The following is a 23,959-nucleotide window of genomic DNA, read 5'->3' on the forward strand; positions in this document are numbered from 1 at the left end:
GAGTAATTTCACAACGATTTGTTTTTGACAAATTAGTATAAAAATGGTACAAAATAAAGCAATAAGTTCTTTAAAAATAAAGGGGTAGTATAAATGAAACAGCAAAAAGACGAAAAAGTTTTGACTAAGTATCAAATAAGAAGACAGCTTATTGATGATATTGTGGAAAATGGTGCAAAAACAGCTTTATCAAAATTTAGAAGATCAGACCGTTTTAATGGAAGAATTGTTTTGGATTTTGCAAACCTTAGAGGTGTAAACTTCGAAGGAGCTTATTTGGTAGATGTTAGTTTTATAGGCACAGACTTAAGAAGTGTAATTTTTCGAGATAATCTTTTTTATGTTTCAAATAGTAAAATAAGAACCTCTTTTAGAGGTGCATTGTGTATGTGTGTTGATTTTTCTGAACAAAAACTTTGTGAAATAGATTTTGCTTATGTAAATTTTACAGATTCTATCTTGAAAAATGTAGATTTTTCAGGGTGTAATTTGCGAGGAACTGTTTTTGATTATACAAATTGTTTTGGGGCTGTTTTTGACGAAGCTGTTTTAATGAGGCCTTTTGGTGAAAAAGATCTTACAAACAATCAAGATGACGATGAAAAGGCAAGTTTTGTCTTTGCTAATATAAGTATGGCAAAATTTAGTAAAGGTGCTGTAATGGATGTAAATAAAATTACTGCTGAATCTGCTGAATCAACAGAAGTATATTTGGTTAAAAAGAAAGAAAGATATAAAACGGCTGTGAAAAATTCTAAAAAAATAAAAAGAGATAAATTATATGCTGAAAGTGATATAGAAAATGTATTCACTTCTTAAAATAAAAGTCAGGATTAAATTTCTGGCTTTTTTATTTTGGGGATATTTTTTAGAGTTTTATTTTATTCTTTCTGTAATATATCTTGTTTTTTTATGGTATAATTAAATATCAGATGAGACTATCTCAAAATATACTTTCATTATTAAAATTTCTAAATTTTGAGCGAGACGAAAAGAAAAAATTTTTGCTCAGCCTTAACTTCGGAAATATTTTTTCTTGAAGTCGTAGCCAAAATTTTTATATTTTAATAGAAATGATGTTTTGAGATAGTCTTTAATCAAATTTAATCTTTTTTATGATATCCTCAAAAACTATGATTTTTTTTAGAAATTTTTTTATATTTTTATTATTTTTAACACCTTTTATTTTTGTAAATGATGTGTTAGCAATAGACCATCCAACTATCCGAGACACAGGATTTTCTGCAAAATATGTAGATCAATCTATTGGTGATCCTATAGTAATTCCAGCAGGAACAAGTGAAACTGTCACAATCCGATTTAAAAACACTGGTACAAAAGTGTGGTATGCTGGTGGATCTAATTTTATTTCTGCTTATACAATTGAGCCAAAATATCACGACTCATTATTTCGTGGTTCAAACTGGATTGGAAGTGATCAGACTGCAACAATTTCTAAAGATACTTATCAAGGTCAAATTGGAGAGTTAAAAATAGACCTAATAGCTCCAAATAAAGTCGGGGAATACACAGAAAAATTTTATCTTGCAGCAGAAAATTATAGTTGGGTTCGTGGAAGTTATTTCTTTTTAAAAATTAAAGTAATAAATGCTCCAGAAATACAAAAAGCAAAAATTACGCAAATTGAAAAAGTAGAAACTAAAGAGGAGGTTTCAACAACAATTTACAAAGCTCAGCGTTTTATTTTGAATAAACCAGAAATCACAGCAGTTGGAGGAGAGCAAATAAAAATAATTTTGGGTTATCAAAATGTGGGGGAGTCTGCATGGCAAAATTATTCTTTTGTGGCTGGTGGCACAAGTGTGGCAAGTGGAGAATTTGCGTCTTTTGCAGATGCTAGCTGGCAAGACAAAAATACTATTTTACAAAAAAATAACCCTATTTCTTCTGGAGGAATTTTACGAGAGACTTTTTTTATGCGTGCTCCAGCAAAACAGGGAAATTATACTGCTAGATTTCAGTTGAAAGTAGATGGTACAGTATTGGGCGATGGAATTGTGGAAATTCCAATCACTGTCACATCCGATGCACCCTCACATTATGTTGAGCCAGTTCTTAGTGGGGAACCAATTGAAATTTACAGATTATCACAAGAACCTAGAATTCGTGTAGGGCTTTGGCGAGATGCAAATTTTGTTGAGTTTGTTTCTGATGAAGACAATTATAATGTTTTTGAAGGTACAGTTTTGATAGGTATTTTACCTCGCGGAACTCTTGCAAAAATGAGTTATTCTGCTGGAATTTATACTTTTAGCGGTGGTGGAATTTCTCTGAACACAAAAAATTATATTAGACTTGAGCCTATTTCAAATGAGCGTGCAGTTTTTACACTTCGCAATTATGAAAGGCAGGTTTCATGGAAAGGTCCTAGAAATTTCAATAAATATAGAGGAGCTGCAGAATATAGAGTGACACAAGATGGCGCGAATGTTTACCTTATAAATGACGTTTTGTTTGAAGATTATACAGCTGGAATAGGAGAAACTACAAATTATGACAATGTAGAATACATAAAAGCTTTGTTAACTTCAGCTAGAACTTACGCATATTATATCCAGCAATATAGTAGTAAACATGATAAACGCAATTTTGATGTGGTAGCTCATACCGGCGATCAGCTTTATCTTGGTTATTTGCACGAGACTTTGGCGCCAAAAGTCGCAGCCGCAGCTACTGCTACAAAAGGTTCAATTATAACTTACAATGGAACTCCAGTGATAACACCATATTTTGGAAACACAGATGGTAGAACTAGAGCATGGTCCGAAGTTTGGGGAGGTGAAAAGCCTTGGCTTGTTTCTGTAAAAGCAGACTACGACCTTCGTGACGGCAAAAGTTTGTTTGGTCACGGAGTAGGTATGAGTCAACGAGACGCAGAAATCCGCGCCGACGAACTGGGATCTAGTTGGGTTGATTTGGTTAAATATTATTATACTGGTGTAGAGGTGGAGAAGTTTTATAAATAAAAATTTCTTATTATTATTATGGTGTATAATATAAAAGTTATTAATTAATTTAAAAATATGAAAAGTTCCTTAAGTTCTATAATAATTACAATTGTACTTACAACTTTAATTGTTGGAAGTGCTAGTTATTTAATATTTAATAAATCTGAAAATAACGAATGTTTTAAAACTTACCAAAAAGATAATATAAGCTTTGAATATCCTTGCGATTGGGGAAAAGATATAACAAATAAAGAAACTTTGGGTGAAATAGGAACAGCAGTGGCTCCAGATGGTCAGGCATCATTTCAGTATCCTGCTATAGAAATAGGATTTTCATTTGGTACAGAATTAGTTAATGAGTTTAATACAACAATTAATAATAAAAAATATCCAACTAAAAAATTTGAAGGTCTTGGTGTAACTTATCTTATTTTTGAAATGGGAACAGATGTTCATAAAAATGGATATAATATTTCATATATTTATACAAATTCAGAACATGAAGATGATTTAAAACATATTATTGAAACCTTCAGGTTTTAAATAAAAAATTCAAAAAAAAAGAGCAGAATATTTCTGCTCTTTTGACTTTTCTAAGCCGATTCAAATTTAACTTCAAAATAACCAGGACTTTCTACTTTTTTAGATATTTTAATCCAATGAGTCTCACAAATTATTTGTAGAAGAGCAAAAAAATCATTTTTATTTTGAACAAAATAGGCTGGAATTACACCTCTATTTCCCAATTCTATTTCTACGCAATTAAGAGCATCGTCTTTTTCAGGAATAATTTGGATAAGTTTTCTTTCTTCATCCCAAACTAATCCATTTTTATCCCTTATTACAAAATATTTATAATCATATTTTAGGCATAAAGTGCAGGCCCACCTTCCATGTCTTACATATGGCTTGTTTATACCCCTTCCAAGAGTAAAAGCCAAAAATTCTACAAATTGTTTGAAATGTGAAAAACTTTTAATAAAATCAATTTGCTTTTTTTTGTTTTTTATAAAATAAATATTTTGCCACAAACCATTTTCATAGTTTAATATTTCCAAACACTTTGTGTCCGGATAAAAAATAAATTTTGCGCCAAGCATTATGGCAGTTCTGCTACCTTTTTTTGTACATATACTCATTTTCTCCTCCTTTTTATTGTAAAGGTACTAATTTATTTGTACCATATATTAATTTTTTTTGTCAATAAAAAACTACTTTTTAAAAGTAGTTTATATTTGTGTAATTTTATCAGCTTTTTGAAGTTGAGGATGGTTGGTTACAAAATAATTTTTATCTAATCCTTTTAGGTTTATATATTGTATAAGGTTGTATACGGCATATTGTAAGGACATAATATCACCTGTGTGCGCTAATTCTGACGCTGTGTGCATATATCGAAGCGGTACACCAAGCGACATTGCTACTGTGTCTCTACCAACTTTTACACCAGAACTTGCATCTGTTCCAGTATCTCTTGAACATATAACAGTTTGATATGGAATTGACTTTTTCTTTGATTCTGTTATTAAAATATTATTTAATATTGGTGATATCATTGCACCACAAACTACTGTGAAACCATTCCCAATTTCTGTCTCTGGAAAATTTCTCCAAAGTATGTTCGGGGTGTTTACATAGTCGTGACTTACATCAATTGCAATCAAAATATCGGGTTTAAAATTTTCAACAGCGACCATACTCCCATATCTACCAATTTCTTCTTGTGCGGAAATAGTAAAGAGTAGTTGAATATTTTCTAAATCTTGTATTTTACTAAACATTTTAGCAAGTTGAACAACAGTAAAGCATCCAACACTATTATCTAAATATGGCCCAGAAAAAATGTTAGTAAAAAGTCTTTTTTCAATTTTTCTATCAAAAATAATAGGATCTCCGGGTCGTATACCAAGGTTTTTTAGTTTATAATCAGCATGACTTCCATAAACACCAAGCTCCAAATATAAAGCAGAGCTAGAAACGCCTTTTTTTCCAGAAATTAGAGATTGACTTGCTAAATGTATTGGCGGAATTCCTTCTATTGTGCCATAAAAAACATTAAATTCTTTTGGATTATCTGGTTTACGGCTAAAAAGTTTGACTTTGTTAGATATAAGAGATGTTGGTAAAAAAGAAGAGCTTGATATTTTGATTTTTCCGTCAGCTTCTATATGTTTTACTTGAAGTCTAATTTTATCAGAATGTCCAACCAACATTATTTTTAAAGGATTACTTTTTTTGCGTTCTGTTTTTAAAACAATTCCAGCATTTCCAATAAAACTATGAATAGTCCAGCTTTTTTTATTTTCTGTAATTAGTTTTTTAAAAATTGGGTGTATAACCCCGTAAGTTAATGCACCTTCCAAATTACTTGGGCTTGGTGCTTCTGCAATTTTTTGTAATAAGAAAAAATCTTCTTCCGACATTTTTTTAATGAGCATTCGACCCTCCTTTGTAGGTTTCTATTTTATTTTTAACATATTCTTATGTCTTGTGTCAAAAAAACCTTGGGTTTAACCCAAGGTTTTTTATATTATTTTTGAATTTTTTCTTTTTTCCCAGGTTTTCCTTGTTCTTCTGGTGGAGCAATTCCTTTTTCCAAAACTTCCCAAATTTGTTTTCTAATTTTTTCCATCAATTTTTTATTTGCCTTTATATATTGTTTTACTTTTTCTCTTCCAACTCCTAATTTTTCTTCTCCAAATGTGTAAGTATTTCCAGACTTGTCTATTACTCTGTATTCCACACCAACATCTAGTAAATCTCCTGGAATGGAAATCCCTTCATTATACATAATATCAAACTGAGTTGTTCTAAATGGTGCTGCAACTTTATTTTTAACAACTTTAATTTTTACCCGATTTCCAATTACTTTATCTCCTTGTTTTATCTGAGCAGCCCTTCTTATTTCAATTCGTATAGAACAGTAAAATTTCAAAGCATTTCCACCGGTTGTAGTTTCAGGATTTCCAAAAAATACCCCAATTTTATGACGGATTTGATTTATAAAAATTACAATTGTTTTGGATTTGCTTACAACTCCAGTTAATTTACGAAGTGCTTGGCTCATAAGTCTTGCCTGCAAACCCATGTGAGATGCTCCCATGTCGCCGTCTATCTCTGCTTTGGGTACAAGCGCTGCAACCGAGTCAATAACTACCACATCCACAGCATTTGAGCGTACAAGAGTTTCTAGAATTTCTAATGCTTGCTCTCCAGTGTCTGGTTGAGAAATCAGCATATTATCAACATCTACACCAATTTTACGAGCATAGTCTGGATCTAGCGCATGCTCTGCGTCTATAAATGCTGCGATTCCACCTTCTTTTTGTACCTCTGCAATTATATGTTGCGCCAAAGTTGTTTTTCCACTTGATTCTGGCCCAAAAATTTCCAAAATTCTTCCGCGTGGTACACCTTTTACACCAAGTGCAATGTCCAGTGAAATAGAACCAGTAGAAACTGTTGCAATATCCATTGTTCTAGACTCACCAAATTTCATTATAGCACCGTCTCCATATCTTTGTTTTATCTGGTCTATCGCGCTTTGAGCCGCTTGCATTTTACCCTTCTGCTCGTCTGATTTTGTCATATTTCCAATATTTATGGTTAAAAAAAGAGGATTAATTAAGGACTTTTAATAAAGCCCAAACCCTCTTGATGATAGTGTATTCGTTTTATTTTTGTATGTCAAATTTACTCAATGTAAGAAAATTCTTGATTTTCTTTTAATATAATATACCTTGTTTCTGTTATAGTTTTACCATATTTTTTTTTCGCCGAAATTGTAATTGTGTTTAAACCATTATTCAAATTTATGGTTTCATTAAACTCACCACTTTCTGTACTTTTAATATCTTTTCCATTTATAAAAACATTTACCCCGGGCTTTGTTTTTCCGTGAACCTCCGCTGTGTATTCTTGGGTTATTTGACCATTTTCAGGTGAATAAACTATTAACGAAGGGGGTTTAAGTATGTTTTGTATTTGAAAACCCAAATAACTAAAAAAACCTAAAATAATTGCAGAAACCAAAATAATCCTTAAAATAAGTGGAAGGTTGTGGGACGAGTAGTTCGTTTTATTTTGTTTTGGTATTACTGAATTTGTGGATTTTTTTGTGAGAATATTATCTAAAACCCCTTCATTTATTTTAATCTCTAAATAATTCGCATATTTTTTTATAAAATTTTTTTTATAAATATCTGCAAATGGCAAACTATCTAAATCACCAGATTCTATAAGTTTTAGATAGTGTTTTCCAATTTTTGTTTTTTTTGATGCTGTCTCTAAGTCTATTTTTGAGAAAATCCTTTCATTTTTTAGGTTTGTGCAAATATCCAAAATGATATTCCCATCTTCTTGAGCATCTTGATTATTACTGTTCTTCATCATACGGATTATCAATTTGCTCATTAATTTTTATATCTACACTTTCTTGATTTTTGACTTCTTCTTGAAAAATATTAAGCTCGGCACCGGTATCATTTGTTTGTGGAATATTAGAAATTTCTTCCTGACTCAGTGGAACTTCTGCTATGCTTGTGTCGACTAATATATCACGAGGTTTTGAGCCTTGTTGTGGCCCTATTATTCCAGCGTCTTCTAACTCATCCATAAGCCTTGCTGCGCGAGCATAACCAACGCGCAGTCTTCTTTGTAGGTACGAGGCACTAGCTTTTCCCGCTTCTATTACTAATTTTTTTGCATCGTCAAAAAGTAAATCTTTTTTGTGTCTAGATCCTCCACCAAATGAGTTTGTTTTTCCATCTCCATCGCCTTCGTCATCTTTTGAAATTATGTTTGAGTCATAAATATTTTCTCCTTCTACTTTTAAGAATTTTACAACATTTTTTAACTCTTCTTCAGAGATAAAAGCTCCTTGAATACGAACGGGTTTTGAAAGGTCGGCTGTTTGTAAAAGCATATCTCCTTTTCCGACTAGTTTTTCAGCCCCAGGAGAATCCAAGATTGTGCGAGAATCAATAAGTGAAGCCACAGAAAAAGCAATTCTACCAGGGATATTTGCTTTCATAAGACCAGTAATAACATCTACGCTTGGTCTTTGTGTTGCGACAATTAAGTGAATTCCTACAGCTCTAGCCATCTGTGCCAAACGAATAATTCCAGACTCTACCTCGTTCGCTGCAGTTGCCATAAGATCAGCAAGCTCATCTACAATAAAAACTATATGCGGTAATTTTGTGTCCGGGTGTTTCAAATTGTAAGAAGTAATGTCTCTATTTCCTGCTTTTGCAAGAGTTTCAAAACGCCTATCCATTTCGTTTATTGTCCAGCGAAGAGCGTTTACAGTGTCTTGAGTATTCGTTATTACAGGTGTCAAAAGATGGGGAATTCCATTATAAAGAGTAAGTTCTACTCTTTTTGGGTCAACCATAATCATACGAAGTGTTTCTGCTGTGTTTTGAAAAAGTAGACTCATTATAACTGTGTTCATACATACAGTTTTTCCAGATCCTGTAGAGCCTGCTATCAAAAGATGTGGCATCTTTGGTAGATCAGCAAACCAAACCTTACCACCCACATCTTTTCCAAGTGCTATCATCATTCCATGTTTTCTTGCTTTAAAAATCTTACTTTCTAATAACTCTCGAATACTCACTAGTGCTGCTTTTTGGTTTGGAACCTCTATCCCAACCAAAGATTTTCCAGGTATTGGAGCTTCAATTCTAATGGGATGAGCGGCCAAAGCAAGTGCCAAATTGTTTGTAAGAGATGCAATTTTAGAAAGCCTTACTCCGCGTGCGGGTGTAAAAGAGTATTGAGTGACTGTTGGTCCAACACGAACTTCTCCAATTTCTACATTTACTCCAAAATCGCTAAGTGTTTCTTGAATAATTCTAACATTTAATTTTATATCTCCGCTTGTCGGTTTTCCTTTTCTAGTGGTTAAAAGTCGAATTGGTGGCAAGTCTTTAATTACAACTTTTTGACCCCATGACTCATCTTCGGGTTTTTTTTCTGGTTTTGCAAGAAGCTCTTCTTTACTTTTTATCTTACGAGCCAGAAAATTACCAACACGACTTTCATTATCACTTTCTGTACTTCCTTCTTTTCCGTACATTCCATTTATTTTTATATCATCTTTTTTGGGCTTGCTTTCAAAAAACTCTGCACCACCAATAGTATTTTTGCCGATAGATCCTACACTTCCCAAAGCTTTTCTATTTAAGTGTATAAAATAGACTATACTTGTGTTGAAAAGTAGTAAAAGCGAAACACATACAAAGCCTATTAATAAAATTAAACCCGCGGTATTGCCTAAGTATGTTTTTAATGGCCAAGCAAACATTCCAAAAATACCTCCACCTTCTCCGTCTAATGCTTTTAGCCACATCTGACTTGCATCAAATTTTAAATGAAGTAATCCGGCGGTAGATAAGAAAAATAAAAAAGCACCAATTCCATGAGTTGTTTTGTAGTTGTATTCTACATCTTTTACAAAAAACCAGGCTAAAATTGCCAGTACAATAGGTACAAAGTATCTGGAAAATCCAAATAGTGAGCTTAAAATCCATTTATCTATTATAATTCCGACTGTTCCAGCATTTTGAAAAAAACTTAAAGTAACAATTATTGCTAAAACTAAAATAAGAATCGCAATAATACCGCGAGATAAGTTGGGATTAAAGGCGTCTATCTGTTGCTTTTTCTTTCTTGGCATAAAATTATAATGGTTTGTCTGCGTATTAGGTTGTGCTATAATATAGAATAAATAAATTATATCATAGGAATCATCTTAATAAAACATCTTTAAAGTAGTTTTTACTAAAACGGTCTGTGTTTATTTGACAAAATTAAGATAATAGTATATAATTATGTTCGCTTTTATTTTCACTTATTTTTGTCGTTTATTTTCGATGAAATTAAGTGTAAAGCAAGGGTAATGACCGCTTTAAAAAATCTACGCCAAACGATAACAAATCGTGAGTGCGCGGGTTATTGCACGGGAGTGTACAAAAGTAGGAAACCATGCAACAAATCGAAAGAGGGATAAATTAAAAGTAATTAAGAGCGTTCTTAAGTAAAGAGCGTATTTTTTGTTAATTAAATAAGGAAATTTAGTATAAAAAATTTGACTTTTTCAAATTTTTACATTTTTTAAATCATAACACACTTAGATTTTTCATTCCAAAGAAAATTCTATTAATTGTTTCTTATAGGAATTATGCCAATATACAAGAGACAGCCATTAAAGACAAAACAGCGTAAATTTTTTACAAAATTTAGCTCTAGTTTACCTGTTCCAGATCTTATTCAGGCTCAAAAAGATTCTTACAGTTGGTTCTTAAGAGAGGGTATCAAAGAACTTTTCGAGGAGGTTTCTCCTATTAACGATTTTACAGGTCGTGATTTAGAGCTTTATTTTGAAGACTATTTCATAGATGAGCCAAAATTTGATGAAACAACTTGCCGAGAAAAGAATATTACTTTCGAGGCTCCACTTCGCGCTACAGTTAAATTATTAAACAAAAGAACAGGAAAATCAACTAAACAGGAGATTTACCTTGGGGATATGCCACTTATGACAGAGCGTGGCACTTTTGTAGTAAATGGAATTGAGCGTGTTGTAGTTTCACAACTTATCAGAAGTCCGGGAGCATTTTTTACAGCAACCAACCTTCGCGGACGTCGTTTTTATGGTGCAAAAATTATTCCAAATCGTGGAGCTTGGGTTGAAATTGAAACAGACCAAAACAATGTAATCTGGGCAAAAGTAGACAGAAAACGAAAAATAGCTGTAACAGCACTTTTGCGTGCTTTTGCAGGTCTTAACGATGAACAAATTATAGATTTGTTCAAAGATGTAAATAATCATCCAACGATAGACTTTATTGAGAATACTTTGAAAAAGGATGTATCTTCAAACGAAGAGGAAGGGTTGATTGAAGTGTACAAGCGTATTAGACCGGGTGATTTGGCTACAGCAGACAATGCAAAAAGTCTTATACATTCAATGTTCTTCAATTTCGAAAGGTATGATTTAAGTAAGGTTGGTATTTATAAATTTAATACCAAGTTTAATCTTGGTTTAAAGGATAAAGATTTTGAAAAGAAAGAAAATCGTATTTTATCACCAGAAAAATTGACATCTGTTATAAAAGAAATAATTAGACTTAACATCACTCAAGAAGAGCCTGACGATATTGACCATTTGGGAAATAGGCGTGTGCGTGCTGTTGGAGAATTAGTGCAAAATAGATTTAGAGTAGGTCTGTCAAGAATGGAGCGTATTATTAGAGACAGGATGAGTACTTATGAACTTATCAAGCTATCTCCAAATAAACTTGTAAATGCCCGTCCAGTTATTGCTTCTGTACATGAGTTTTTTATGAGTGCACAGCTTTCACAGTTTATGGATCAAGTAAATCCTTTGGCAGAATTGGAACATAAGCGTCGTATTAGTGCTTTGGGGCCAGGTGGACTTTCTCGTGATAGAGCGGGATTTGAGGTTCGCGATGTGCACACAACTCATTACGGTCGTGTTTGTCCAATTTCTACTCCAGAGGGACCAAATATTGGTTTAGTTGGACATTTGGCAACATATTCAAAGATAAATAGTTTTGGATTTTTAGAGACACCTTATAGAAAAGTTATAAATGAGGTTCCAAATGAGGCTCGTTTTACAGAAGATGAGGTTTCAGCAAAAACTATAAAAGGAATTGTAGAAAGTGGTGAAAAAATTACAAAAACAATCGCTAAAAAACTAGCGAATACAAAAGCAAAAACTATAAAAGTAAAACCTCGTGTAACAAATGAAGTTGTATATTTAAATTCTTTTGAAGAGGAGCGCACAGTGACAGCTAGTGCTACAACACCAGTAGACGGAGATGGCTTTATTTTGGGAGTTCGTATTCCAGCGCGTGCTTATTCAGAGTCCACTATTGTAAAAGTGGAAGATGTTAATTATTTAGATGTTGCTTCAAATCAGATTTTAAGTGTTGCAACAAGTCTTATTCCTTTCTTGGAGTACGATGATGCTACGCGTGCATTGATGGGGTCAAATATGCAGAGGCAATCTGTACCTTGTATTACTCCAGACGCTCCACTTGTGGGAACTGGGATGGAAAAAGATGCCGCAAAAAATAGCGGATATGTTATACACGCACAAGCTACAGGAGAGGTGACTTACTTAGACGGAGATAAAATTGAGATTACAAGTTCAAAAGGTGAGGTTTATACTCATAAATTGAAAAAGTATGTGCGTTCAAATGTTTCAAGTTGTATCAATCAAAGACCTGTTGTAAGGTTGGGAGATAATGTTAAAAAAGGAGAGTCACTTTGTGATGGACCGTCAATAGAGAGTAGTGAGTTGGCTTTGGGACAAAATGTATTGGTTGCGTATATGATGTGGGATGGATTCAATTATGAGGATGCTATCATAATTTCTGAAAGACTTGTTCAGTCGGATAAGTACTCCTCAGTTCATATTGAAGACTATAAATTGGATATTCGTGATACAAAACTTGGGCCAGAGTTGGTGACAAGTGATATTCCAAATGTAAGTGAAGAAAAATTAAAGAATTTAGATGCCGAAGGTGTTGTTCGTGTTGGAGCAGAAGTCCATTCTGGTGATATTTTGGTGGGTAAAATTAGTCCAAAAGGTGAGACAGAACTTTCTCCAGAAGAAAGACTTCTTCGTGCAATTTTTGGTGATAAAGCTAGAGATGTTCGCGATTCTTCTCTTTATCTAGAACATGGAGACAAAGGAAAGGTAATAGATGTAAAAGTATTTTCAGCAGAAGAGGGGGATAAATTGCAGGCTGGAGTTGTAAAACAGGTTCAAGTGACTGTAGCAGATATGCGTAAAATTCAGGTTGGAGATAAGATGGCTGGTCGTCATGGAAATAAAGGTGTTATCGCTCGTGTTGTTCCTGTAGAAGATATGCCTTTCTTGGAAGATGGAACACCAGTTGATATTATCCTTTCACCGCTTGGAGTTGTATCTCGTATGAACTTGGGACAGCTTCTTGAAACTCATCTTGGTTTAGCTGCGAATGCACTTGGTTATAAAGCTGCTATCCCTACTTTGGATGGAATTCCAGAAGAAGTAATTCAGGGAGAGCTTAAAAAAGCAGGTTTTCCAGAAGATGGACAACTACAACTTCACGATGGTAGAACAGGTGAACTATTTGATCATAAAACAACAGTTGGTTACAACTATATGTTGAAACTTAACCATATGATCGAAGATAAAATTCATCAACGCTCTATTGGTCCTTATAGTCTTATCACACAGCAACCTCTTGGAGGAAAGGCTCAGTTTGGTGGACAGCGTTTTGGAGAGATGGAGGTTTGGGCTTTGGAAGCCTATGGAGCAGCTCATACTTTACAGGAAATTTTAACTATAAAATCTGACGATGTACCAGGGCGCTCAAAAGCTTATGAGTCTATTATTAAAGGGGAACCAATTACAAAAGTAAATGTTCCAGAATCATTCAATGTACTAACAAGAGAACTTAAAGGTCTAGCTCTTGATGTAGAACTTTTAAAGAAAACCGAAGATGGTTATATCACTGTAAGAGGTGGAAAAACATCTAAGAGTTCAAAGGAATAATAAAAATAAATTTATGAGTACTATAAATCGTGACGCGCTACATTCAACTGATTTTGACGCATTAGCTTTAAGGATTGCTTCACCAGAAGTAATTAAAGGGTGGTCATACGGTGAAATTACGAAGCCAGAGACTATTAACTATCGCACACAGCGCTCTGAAAAAGCTGGTCTTTTCGCTGAGGAAATTTTTGGACCTACAAAAGATTGGGAGTGTTATTGTGGAAAATACAAAAAAATTCGCTATAAAGGAATAACTTGTGATAAATGTGGAGTGGAAGTGACTCACTCACTTGTGCGTCGTGAGCGTATGGGGCATATTGAGCTTTCAGCGCCAGTCACACATATTTGGTTTCTGCGTTCAATTCCTTCAAAAATAGGTTTGGTGTTAGATATGTCTATTCAAGGTTTGGAAAAAGTAATTTATTTTGCTTCTTTTATAATTACAAAAGTAGACGAAGAGCTAAAAGCCGAGACACAAGAAGAATTAAAGAAAGAGTTTAAAAGTAAGAAAAAACAACTTGAAAATCAGTATAAAAAGAAAATTGCTGAAGCTGTAAAAGAAAATCAAGATGCAAAGCTGTTGGAAGACTTAGCTAGCGAAAGAGATAAAAAAGTAGAATCACTTGAAGAAGATTTTTCTTATGCTGAAAAAGAGCTAAAAGAAATTTCAATGATGAGTTTAATTTCAGAAAATCAATATCAAGAACTTTCTTTGAGATTTGGACATATTTTTGATGCAAAAATTGGTGCGGAAGGTGTAAAAGAACTTTTAAAAAAATTAGATTTAAGTAAAACAATAGAAAATTTAGAGGAATTAATCAAAAAAAGTAAGGGTGCAAAGCGTGACAGACTTGTTCGTCGTGTAAAACTTTTGACAAGTCTTAAGAAGAATAATATTAAACCAGAATGGATGGTATTGTCTTCTGTGCCTGTAATTCCACCAGATTTAAGACCTATGGTTGCACTGGATGGTGGTAGGTTTGCAACAAGCGATCTAAATGATTTATACAGACGCGTTATAAATAGAAATAACCGTTTGAAAAGATTGATAGATTTGAATGCACCAGAGGTAATTCGTAGAAATGAAAAAAGAATGCTTCAGGAGGCTGTAGACGCTTTAATTGATAATAATGCAAGAACTTCAAAGACTGTGACAGCATCAACTGGGCAAAAACGCCAACTGCGTTCTTTGGCAGATATTTTGAAAGGTAAACAAGGTCGTTTTCGTCAAAATCTACTTGGTAAACGCGTAGACTATTCAGGGCGTTCAGTAATTGTGGTTGGGCCAAGTTTGAAAATTAGTGAATGTGGTTTGCCAAAGAAAATGGCTTTGGAATTATTTAAACCATTTGTAATGTCAAAAATAATTCAGAGAGGTTTTGCTCATAATGTAAGAAGTGCTTCAAGATTTATAGAATCGAACGCACCAGAAGTTTGGGATATCTTAGAAGAGGTGACTAGCACAAGGCGTGTAATGTTGAATCGTGCACCGACTCTTCATAGATTGGGTATTCAAGCTTTCAAACCACTTCTTATCGAAGGAAAAGCTATCCAACTTCATCCACTTGTTTGTCCTGCGTTCAACGCTGACTTCGATGGAGACCAGATGGCTGTACATGTTCCACTTACAGAAGATGCAAAATGGGAAGCTGAAAACCTAATGGCTGCAGAAACTAACATTTTGAAACCAGCAACTGGTCGTCCTGTGGTAACTCCAGGGCATGACATTGTACTTGGTTGTTATTACTTGACTGGAATTATTGAAACTGAAGAGGAAGTAAAAAAGTTTTTCTCAGACGCTACAGAAGCAAAATTTGCATATAAAAATCGTAAAATTAACTTGAAAGAAAAGATAAAAGTACGTTTCAAAAATTTGTCTAAATTTGAAGAAGGTATTGGTCCAATAGTTGAAACAACGGTTGGTAGAATTTTGTTCAATGAAATTTTACCAGAAAAATTATCATTTTATAATGAGACTGTTTCAAAGAAAACTTTGGGTCAAATTATTGCTTTCCTGCTTGAATTTTACGGACAAGTATTTACAGCTCGTACTTTGGACGACATCAAAACAATTGGTTTCCGTTATGCTACAAAATCTGGATATTCACTTGGAATGCAAGACTTTGGTAAAAATGAAGAAAAGACAGAAATCCTAGCAGAAGGCGACAAAAAAGCACAAGAAGTAGAAGAACAATATCAAGATGGTTTGCTTACAGATTCAGAAAGACACGCAAAAATATTAGATATTTGGACAGATGTAAAAGATAGAGTTTTATCTTACAACGATAAAGCTCTGGACAAAGACGGTCCAGTTTTTGCAATGATTGACTCTGGAGCTCGTGGAAGTTGGGCACAACTTGGGCAGGTAGTAGGAATGAAAGGGCTTGTAGCTTCACCGAGTGGAGACATTATCGAATTGCCTGTAAAAGGAAACTTTAAAGAAGGTTTTAGTGTATTGGAATTCTTCATATCTTCTCATGGTACTCGTAAAGGTCTAACTGACACCGCTTTGCGTACAGCGAATGCTGGTTATCTTACTCGTCGTCTTATAGACGTTGCACAAGATGTAGTTGTAAATGCAGACGATTGTGGAGAAAGAGAGGGAGATTTAATAACAAGAGCTAGCTCAGAAGAAGTTGGGGAAACTATAGCAGAGCGTGTAAGAGGTAGATTTGTATCAAAAACTCTTAAAGATAGCGAAGGAAAAACAATTGTTAAAAAAGGACAGGTCGTGACAGAAGAGCTTGCAAGACATATTGCAAAAGCAGATCTAGATGAAGTTCATATTCGTTCAATTATAAAATGTAAACTTGTAAAAGGTGTTTGTAAAAAGTGTTATGGATACGACCTTGGTAACAACGAAGTTGTAGAAATAGGTATGGCAGCTGGTATTGTGGCAGCACAATCAATCGGTGAGCCGGGAACACAACTTACTATGAGAACTTTCCATCTTGGAGGAGTTGCTGGAGTAGGAGATATTACACAAGGTTTACCCCGTGTGGAAGAATTATTTGAGGCTCGCAATCCAAAAAGACAAGCTGTTTTGACAGAGGTAGATGGAACAATTGAAATAGAAGATGCAGATGGAAAAGTAATTACAAACTCAACAGGAAGAAAAGTTTTTGAGGGGCGTAGAGGGCAAAAAATCATCAAGGTTCATTTTGAAGGAACTGAAGAGATGGATATTAAAATCAGAAAAACTGACGATGTAAAAATTGTAGACGGACAAAAAATCAAAAAAGGACAAGTATTACTTGTAAGAGGTACAACAGGAGAAGAAACAAAAGCACTTTACAAAGGAAGTGTTCGTGTTGCTGAAAAATCTATGACTTTGGTTTATGAAGGTAAGCACTTAAGAGAATACATAATTCCAATCGGACTGAAACTTTGGGTAAAAGATGGTGATGTTGTAGAAAAAGGGGAGCAACTTACAGAAGGAAGTGTAAATCTGCAAGAATTATTTGTTTTGAGAGATCGTGGTTCTGTTCAAAAATATATTCTTCGTGAAATTAAACAAATTTACGGAGCTCAAGGACAGAAATTGAACGATAAACACCTAGAAGTTATCATTAAGCAATTGTTCAGTCGTGTATTTGTAGAAGACGTCGGCGATACAGATCTTATCCCAGGAGAAATCATTGAGAAAACTCAATATATGATTGCAAACAATAAAGCAAAAGAAGCAGGCAAAAAAACTTCAGAAGTTAGAGAATTATTCTTAGGAATGAGTAAAGTTTCTCTTTCAACACAAAGCTTTTTGTCTGCAGCGTCTTTCCAGGAAACAGCCCGTGTTCTTGTAAATGCAGCTGTTACTGGTAAGATTGATTATCTAGAAGGATTAAAAGAAAATGTTATTATTGGAAGATTGATTCCAGTAGGAACAGGTGTAAAACCAATAGAAAGAAAACAATCTGAAGTTGCAGAAGTTGAGACTGTGAAAGCAGTGGAAACTACGACAGAAGAAGAAGTAACAGAAAAAGTAGAGGCTGTAAAAACAACAGAAGAAAAAGCATAAAACTACTTTAAAAATACAAAAAACCTTGTTAAGGGTCTATCTAAAAATACGCTTTCGTTATTTAAATTTCTAAATTTTGAGCGAGACAAAAAGAAAAAATATTTGCCCAGCCTAAGCTTCGGAAATATTTTTTCTTGAAGTTGTAGTCAAAATTTGGAGATTTTAATAGAAATGGTATGTTTAGATAGGCCCATCAGCAAGGTTTTTTGTTATTTAATTTTTTTATATGGTAATATATAAAACATAAACAAATTCATATATTTTTTATGAGAGAATATAATAGAGAACAAGAAAATGAAATTAAAGAATTGGCGGTGAGTGAGGCTGAGGAAGCAGAAATTCACACTGAATTAGAAAAAAAAGCTTATTTACAAAAAATAGAAGATATTTTCAAAGCACAAAAACTAAAAAAATATGAATATGAATATGAATATTATAATAATCTAAAAGATAAGTTGTTTAAAACTATTGATAATTATGAAGGAGATAAAAATGATATTTATTTATATATTTTAGATAAAGAGGTGTATTTTTTTAAAGAATCTTTTTTATTTGACGAAAGAGTCCAGGATTTGAATAGTACAGTTGCAAATAAACTTTGTGAGTTTAGTGGAGGTTATAATAATATTGAAAGTAATCGAGATAAATTTCAAAATTTAAATTATAAAGACATTGCAAACAGACTTATTAAATCAGACCAAGGTTATGTGCTTGCAAATAACCTAGAAAAATTCCAAGGTTTAGATCATCAAGACATTGCAAACAGACTTATTAAATCAGACCAAGGTTATGTGCTTGCAAATAACCTAGAAAAATTCCAAGGTTTAGATCATCAAGACATTGCAAATAGACTTATTAAATCTAATAATGTATGGCCTTTAGTAAATAACCTAGAAAAATTTAGAGGATTAAACCATCAAGAATTAGCAAATAAACTTATTAAACCTAATAATGCTGAGTTTTTAGTAAAAAATTTAGAAAAATTCCAAGGTTTAGATCATCAAGACATTGCGAGCAAACTTATTGAAAATGCACAAATAGATTTGCTTATAAATAATATAGAAAAATTCCAAGGTGGTTTAAACACAGTATCACAAGGATTTCAACAAAATGCACAAACAAATTTTGGTGGTAAAAAAGAAGATTATAAAAAGATTTTTGAAAATCAAACTCCACCGCACGATATGGAAAATCAATTATTAGAGGAATTTTTAAGAAAATATGGTAGTTTTTTACAAAATTTTAATGAATTAAAAGAAGCACAAAACATTTCCGAAGAAGATAAAAAATATCTTGAATCTGGAAAATTTGGAGAAGAATTTTTAATTCCTGTTTGTAATTCTCAAAGTGTTGGAAGTTTTCGGTTTTTGGATTTTACATCAAAACTTATTGAATTTGAAAGAGTTATTTCAGAAAAAGATTTTTCTTTGTTAAGTGAAATTGCTATAAGACAAGGAATAAGAGCAATAGAAACAATGGATTTTTTAACAAAACAACATGGTAAATACAATGAGTCATTATCAGAAAATAAAAACTTAAAAGAATTCATATTTTCTGGTTTACCAACTATACAAGATATATATAAAGAATATTTATCAATTATAGAAGATGATTCACTCACAGATTTGGAGAGAAAAACAGAATTGAATAATCTTAAAGAAAAAGTTTTGAAAATACAAGGGCAAATAATAAAAGGTGGAGGTGAAAATTCTGAAAATAAAGAAGATGAGAAAATGTTGGTTGGTTTAACTTACGATGTTTTTTCACCAGCTTCATCTATAGGAAGGGCGCAATATGAAAACCTGTTGAGTAGAAGAGAGGATAGGACAAAAGATATCCCACAAGAATTAATGGATTTAAACAAAGAAACAAAAATAACAGCTGTATATAAAAAATTTGGATTTTGGAATTTAAAAGAAGGTGAAAAAACCGACTTTACTTTACCAGAAAAATATACTGGTTTTATTGATAAAATAAATAAAACCGCAAAAGAGAAAAAAGAGGAAAATAAAGATTGGCGTGCGGAATATGTAAAACTTGCGCAACAACTTTTGCGAACAAAAAAAATTAATTGGAAAGAAAAAAATGAGGTTTTCCAAGATATTTATAGACTTATTGCAAGCGGAGCTGTTCCTGGAGTTGCAGGAATTGAAAAAAAGGGAGATACTTTTGAAGATAACAAACAATTGTTAGATTTGGTTGGTGATAAATTTAAAGATGCTATTGATATTGCACTCAAAACATACAAAGAAGAAAATCCAGAAGAATATGAAAAAGATGTAGATATTGCTACAAAACTTGTGATAAATAAAAAAGCAAAAAAAGGAATAGTAAAAAGTATGGTGGGAGTTTTGAAACAGTATACTCGCGTGCCAAAACATAAAATATTTGATGAGGATACAGACAGGTTTGTAAATAGTAAAATAAAAAGAATATTGAAAAAATATAGTATTCATTTTGAAGGGGATATATTGAGTGAACTTGTAAATAATGAAAAATTGATGGAAAGTGTGGAGAAAATAGATGTCGAAATAGGTGAAAATGAAAAAACAGAAGATATAAAAGCGAGAATGGAAGCAGAGACAATGGAAATGGAACAAATTTTAAAAGAGTACTTTCAAGAAAAACTATTGAATGCAGAAATGAATCGTAATGCAGGAAAACTTTCTTCAGAATTGGCTGGTAAATTTTTTGGTGAAGAAAAAAATAAACTGCAAGATGATATTTCTAAATATGAATTTGTAGAAGGTGGAGGTGGATCTGGAAAACCTTTGCGTTTGGAAATATCAAAACACAAATTGCACAGTGTAGCTGGTTTAAATATGGGAGTTTGTGTAGCAGTGGACGAAAAACTTTGGAACAAAGAAACTTTTATGAATGTAATTTTGTGGGACGATGAAATTAAGAAATCTCAGGGAGGAATGCATTTTGAAATTGTAGAAGATAAAGGTGAAAAGTATCTTAGTTTACCTGGAATAAATCCAACTCCAAAATTACTTGCTTCTGCAAATCCAGAAAGTATATATGATCAAATGATAGAATTTGCAAAAAAATCCGCAAAAGCAATTGGTGCAAAAGGAGTGTTGATTCCTACTCGTGGAGAGATACATTCAAATCGTGCGGAAATACATAAAATTGTGCAAGATAAAAAATATCCAGTTCATAGTTTAGAAAATAGTCATGACTTTTCATATAAACCTTATATTTATTCTTGGAAGGATACTTATTTTATAGAAGTATAAATTACTTTTTAAAACAAAAAACCTTGTTAATTACAGGGTTTTTTGTTATGTTAAATTAGGATTTAGTATTATAAATTAATATTTATTTTATGTCAGGACATTCAAAATGGAGTAAGATTAAAAATAAAAAAGGAAAAGAAGATCAAAAAAGAGGCGCTATTTTTACAAAGGCGACTAGAGCTATTAATCTGGCGGCACGACAAGGTGGGGGTAATATAGATATGAATTTTTCACTTAGACTTGCTGTGGAAAAAGCAAAGTCTTTGAATATGCCAAAAGATAATATTGAAAGAGCTATCAAAAAAGGAGCTGGTGAAACTGGTGGTGTGGATCTGGAAGAGATATTGTACGAAGGTTTTGGAGTAGGAGGAATTGCAATAATGATAGAAACTTTATCAGATAATAGAAATAGAACAGGATCAGAGGTCAAAAATACATTAACAAAAAATGGTGGATCCCTTGGTGCCCCCGGAAGTGTAAAGTGGCAGTTTGAAAGAAAGGGTGTGGTAAGACTTGTAAATGAAAAGAAAGATATAACTGGTGATTGGGAATCTTTACAACTTGCATTAATGGATGCAGGCGCAGAAGACATAAGAGAAGCAGATGAAGGTGTGGAAATAATTTCTGCCACAGAAGACTTTAAAAATCTATTGGAATTTTTGAAGAAATCTGAAATAGAAACAGATGACTCTGGACTTGAATGGGTCGCAAGAGAACCTTTGTCATTGAGCGAAGAGGCTAGTATAAAACTTGAAAAGTTGGTAGAAAAAATTGAGGATTGCGACGATGTTCAAGATGTGTTTACAAATCAAAAATAAGGAAGTTGGGAAAGTTGAAAATCTGTATTACCATTTCCGACTCGATCAGGAATCCAGAGTTTACAAAACAGAACTATGGTACAAACCCTGGATCCCCAATCAAGTTGGGGATGACAGGAGGAAATATGAGATATGATATAAATTTTCATATTTTTTTCAAGTGAAGCGATTTATCAAGAAAAGCATGGCTTTTCGATTCACCAAAAGAGCGAAGCGACTGATCCATCAAGCGTTAGCGATACATCATTTTTATTTATGATTGAAAAAAAAGTTGAATACATTTTAGGTGTTGATCCTGGATATGGTAGGGTTGGATATGGAATTATAAAAAAAGAAAAAGGAAACTATATTTATGTGGATCATGGTTGTATAGAAACTTCGCCAAAACAAATTTTTGTGGATAGGTTGGAGACGGTTTTCAAGGAATTGGAAAAAATAGTTAAAAAATATCCAATTACGTATTCTGCGGTAGAGGATTTATTTTTTGCCAAAAATGTAAAAACTGCAATTGCTGTCGCGCAGGCAAGAGGCGCAATTCTTTTGACTTTAAAGTTGGCAAATTTACCTATTTATGAATTTACACCTTTGCAAATAAAACAGGCGTTAACAGGTTATGGTAGAGCAGATAAAAAACAAGTGGAAAAAATGGTAATAGTAAATTTAGGAAAATTAAGAAAAGAACATGACGACGCTGTGGATGCTTTGGCGATTGCACTTACTTGTGGGGCAACTTTAAAATTTTCGCATAAAGCAGGAATTTTTAGGAAATAATTATTTTGAAATAAGTTCAATTATTGTGTTATACTAAATACGGATCCTTAAAAAGGAGGCTGTAATGAGTAGGTACAAAGGTATAAAGATTTATGAGATTTTTATTACTACACCAAAACATATAACCGATATAAATAAAAAGGTTTGGCCGCATGTAAGAGGGTTGTTTAAAAATGTTGGAGTAATGGTGAGTGTACTTTCTTCTTCTAAAAAATACAAAGTGCCAAAAGATAGGAATTTATTTTGGGCTAAACTGTCTCTAACAGAAGTTCAGTTGGAGCAAGTTAGGGCAATAAAAGATGTTCTGCATATTTTCTGCAAAGACAAGATGTTAAAATAACTGTCAAAATAAGTCATTTTTGAGTTTTCTTTAAAATTATTATTAAAGTAGACTTCAGAGTGATTTATAGGCAGTTTTTGTTTGACAAATTATCATTTTTCTGTTATAGTTTGATTATTAAATTACTGCTTTTTATAAGGAGTCTTTAACAAATATAATAATGTTATATTTGTCAAAGATTCTCTATTCAGAAGCGCGGACCTATGTGGACATGCCCGCACAGAGCCCGTTAAAAGTATGCATGGTTATGTTGTCAAAAACAAAGAAAAAGAATATAATTAAGAAATACCAAACTCACGAAGGTGATACTGGTTCTTCAGAAGTTCAAATTGCACTTTTAAGTGCAGAGATAGACGAGTTGGTTTCTCATTTAAAAGCTCACCACAAAGATCATTCATCGCGTCGTGGTCTACTTAGAAAAGTAGGACAAAGACACAGGCTGTTGCGTTTCTTGAAAAAGGAAGATGCAAAATCTTATGAAAACTTGGTGATCGCATTGAAATTAAAACAAGCAAAAGCTTTCCTAAAAAACAAAGCAACAGCTTAAAATAAAATGGAAAAGAAAATTATTAAAAGTAAAAAACCGCTTAAACACCCCGACCAAAGAGTAGGGGTGTTTATCGATGTACAAAATTTATATTATAGTGCAAAAAATTTGCATAGTAAAAAGGTAAATTTTGGTGAGATTGTAAAAGAAGCAGCAGAAGGTAGGAAGCTTATCCGTGCTATCGCATATGTTGTAAGAACAGAGTCAAAAGATGAGCAACCATTCTTTGAAGCTTTGTATAATCTTGGAATCGAAACAAGAGAAAAAGATTTGCAAATATTCTTTGGTGGAAGTAAAAAAGCAGATTGGGATGTAGGTCTTACTGTGGATGCTATTCGTTTGTCTGCAAGTTTGGACGCTGTAGTTTTGGTTTCTGGAGACGGAGATTATGTGCCACTGATTGAGTATATTCAAAAAAGTGCTGGTAAACAAGTCGAAGTTATGGCGTTTGGCGGTACAACTTCTTCAAAACTAATAGAAGCGGCAGATGCTTTTACAGATTTGAGTGAGGTTGGTAAAAAATTTCTAATTGTAGACAGAAAAAGACGCCCAAGAAACAAAAGAAAATAAATTAATTATAGATGGTCTAGAAACAAATAGATCCCTAAAAAACTTTTTAAGTTTTTCGTTGAGGGTCTGTAGTATCTAGATCATCTCTTGGGAATATCAGCAAATACCATT

16 protein-coding genes are annotated in these 23,959 nt (G+C 33.0%); 11 read left to right on the plus strand and 5 right to left on the minus strand.

The genetic code is table 11. The annotated features are described in order from the left end of the window. The first annotated feature begins 93 nt into the window (after nucleotides 1-93). The 3 genes from L3J07_04530 to L3J07_04540 all read left to right on the plus strand — a co-directional run bounded on the left by L3J07_04530 (nucleotide 94) and on the right by L3J07_04540 (nucleotide 3,512). On the plus strand, nucleotides 94-819 hold the full coding sequence (locus L3J07_04530) for a pentapeptide repeat-containing protein (protein MCF6277070.1): 726 nt from the start codon (nucleotides 94-96) through the stop codon (nucleotides 817-819). Between the two features lie 314 nt (nucleotides 820-1,133). Further along, nucleotides 1,134-2,987, plus strand: coding sequence for a hypothetical protein (locus L3J07_04535; protein MCF6277071.1), 1,854 nt, complete (start codon nucleotides 1,134-1,136; stop codon nucleotides 2,985-2,987). 57 nt (nucleotides 2,988-3,044) lie between these two features. After that, the gene (locus L3J07_04540) at nucleotides 3,045-3,512 is read left to right on the plus strand and encodes a hypothetical protein (GenBank protein MCF6277072.1); all 468 of its coding nucleotides are present in this window, start codon (nucleotides 3,045-3,047) and stop codon (nucleotides 3,510-3,512) included. 50 nt (nucleotides 3,513-3,562) lie between these two features. On the opposite strand, the gene L3J07_04545 is transcribed toward L3J07_04540, so the two are convergent. From L3J07_04545 to L3J07_04565, 5 genes are all read right to left on the minus strand, one after another. Then, nucleotides 3,563-4,108: a hypothetical protein gene (locus L3J07_04545; GenBank protein ID MCF6277073.1), complete on the minus strand. Its 546-nt coding sequence runs from the start codon at nucleotides 4,106-4,108 to the stop codon at nucleotides 3,563-3,565. 90 nt (nucleotides 4,109-4,198) lie between these two features. Then, nucleotides 4,199-5,407 carry a peptidase M42 gene (locus L3J07_04550; protein ID MCF6277074.1) on the minus strand — a complete coding sequence of 403 codons (1,209 nt, stop codon included), beginning with the start codon at nucleotides 5,405-5,407 and terminating at the stop codon, nucleotides 4,199-4,201. A gap of 92 nt (nucleotides 5,408-5,499) precedes the next feature. Then, nucleotides 5,500-6,558, minus strand: a complete 1,059-nt coding sequence (recA, locus tag L3J07_04555; protein MCF6277075.1) for a recombinase RecA — start codon at nucleotides 6,556-6,558, stop codon at nucleotides 5,500-5,502. 104 nt (nucleotides 6,559-6,662) lie between these two features. Beyond that, nucleotides 6,663-7,361: a helix-turn-helix domain-containing protein gene (locus L3J07_04560; protein MCF6277076.1), complete on the minus strand. Its 699-nt coding sequence runs from the start codon at nucleotides 7,359-7,361 to the stop codon at nucleotides 6,663-6,665. Beyond that, nucleotides 7,345-9,651: a DNA translocase FtsK gene (locus L3J07_04565; GenBank protein MCF6277077.1), complete on the minus strand. Its 2,307-nt coding sequence runs from the start codon at nucleotides 9,649-9,651 to the stop codon at nucleotides 7,345-7,347. The genes L3J07_04560 and L3J07_04565 overlap by 17 nt, the downstream gene beginning before the upstream one ends. A 504-nt stretch (nucleotides 9,652-10,155) precedes the next feature. Here L3J07_04565 and L3J07_04570 point away from each other — a divergent pair. From L3J07_04570 to L3J07_04605, 8 genes are all read left to right on the plus strand, one after another. Further along, nucleotides 10,156-13,545 (plus strand): DNA-directed RNA polymerase subunit beta, encoded by a 3,390-nt coding sequence (locus tag L3J07_04570; GenBank protein MCF6277078.1) that lies wholly within the window; start codon nucleotides 10,156-10,158, stop codon nucleotides 13,543-13,545. 13 nt (nucleotides 13,546-13,558) lie between these two features. After that, a complete protein-coding gene (rpoC, locus tag L3J07_04575) occupies nucleotides 13,559-17,560 on the plus strand; it encodes a DNA-directed RNA polymerase subunit beta' (protein ID MCF6277079.1) in 4,002 nt (1,333 codons plus the stop codon). Between the two features lie 266 nt (nucleotides 17,561-17,826). Next, nucleotides 17,827-20,802: a hypothetical protein gene (locus tag L3J07_04580; protein ID MCF6277080.1), complete on the plus strand. Its 2,976-nt coding sequence runs from the start codon at nucleotides 17,827-17,829 to the stop codon at nucleotides 20,800-20,802. 89 nt (nucleotides 20,803-20,891) lie between these two features. Beyond that, nucleotides 20,892-21,620, plus strand: a complete 729-nt coding sequence (locus L3J07_04585; GenBank protein ID MCF6277081.1) for a YebC/PmpR family DNA-binding transcriptional regulator — start codon at nucleotides 20,892-20,894, stop codon at nucleotides 21,618-21,620. 255 nt (nucleotides 21,621-21,875) lie between these two features. Next, nucleotides 21,876-22,391, plus strand: coding sequence for a crossover junction endodeoxyribonuclease RuvC (gene ruvC, locus L3J07_04590; protein MCF6277082.1), 516 nt, complete (start codon nucleotides 21,876-21,878; stop codon nucleotides 22,389-22,391). 64 nt (nucleotides 22,392-22,455) lie between these two features. Continuing rightward, a complete protein-coding gene (locus L3J07_04595; GenBank protein ID MCF6277083.1) occupies nucleotides 22,456-22,731 on the plus strand; it encodes a hypothetical protein in 276 nt (91 codons plus the stop codon). A gap of 241 nt (nucleotides 22,732-22,972) precedes the next feature. After that, the gene (gene rpsO / locus L3J07_04600) at nucleotides 22,973-23,278 is read left to right on the plus strand and encodes a 30S ribosomal protein S15 (GenBank protein MCF6277084.1); all 306 of its coding nucleotides are present in this window, start codon (nucleotides 22,973-22,975) and stop codon (nucleotides 23,276-23,278) included. A gap of 6 nt (nucleotides 23,279-23,284) precedes the next feature. Further along, nucleotides 23,285-23,848: an NYN domain-containing protein gene (locus L3J07_04605; GenBank protein ID MCF6277085.1), complete on the plus strand. Its 564-nt coding sequence runs from the start codon at nucleotides 23,285-23,287 to the stop codon at nucleotides 23,846-23,848. Nucleotides 23,849-23,959 lie beyond the last annotated feature (111 nt).

This window comes from Candidatus Magasanikbacteria bacterium (assembly GCA_021648085.1).
In the GTDB taxonomy this organism is placed as follows: domain Bacteria; phylum Patescibacteriota; class Patescibacteriia; order Magasanikbacterales; family UBA922; genus JAKITS01.